Source organism: Aquabacterium parvum, from assembly GCF_001447195.1.
In the GTDB taxonomy this organism is placed as follows: Bacteria; Pseudomonadota; Gammaproteobacteria; order Burkholderiales; family Burkholderiaceae_C; genus Aquabacterium; species Aquabacterium parvum.
On the sequence record NZ_LFRI01000130.1, the window covers coordinates 1 to 273 of the forward strand.

Sequence of the window (273 nt, forward strand, 5' to 3'; positions counted from 1 at the left end):
CTCGACACCTCGGAAGCACCCAGCAGAACCAAGAAGGCGTTTCCCCTTGAGCGTCTGAAAGGCATGCCATGTATCGGCAACCGGCTGATCGCTGAACTTGACGGCGTACTTGAAAACCTCCATGAACCCCTCGGCGAGATCTCCAACGATGGGCCGCACATCAACGATGAAGCTGTCCCCGGTGATCTGGTGCCAATCCCGCGACAAGCGCTCCTGGCTGGGCTCGACCTCGGCCAAGGCGATCATGTGCAGGTGCGGGTGCCACTGGCCCGA

1 pseudogene is annotated in these 273 nt (G+C 60.8%); it reads right to left on the reverse strand.

The features are described 5' to 3' along the window. Window positions 1-246, reverse strand: a pseudogene (locus ABG80_RS04555) (protein rep); the annotation flags it as partial. Between the last annotated feature and the right edge of the window lie 27 nt (window positions 247-273).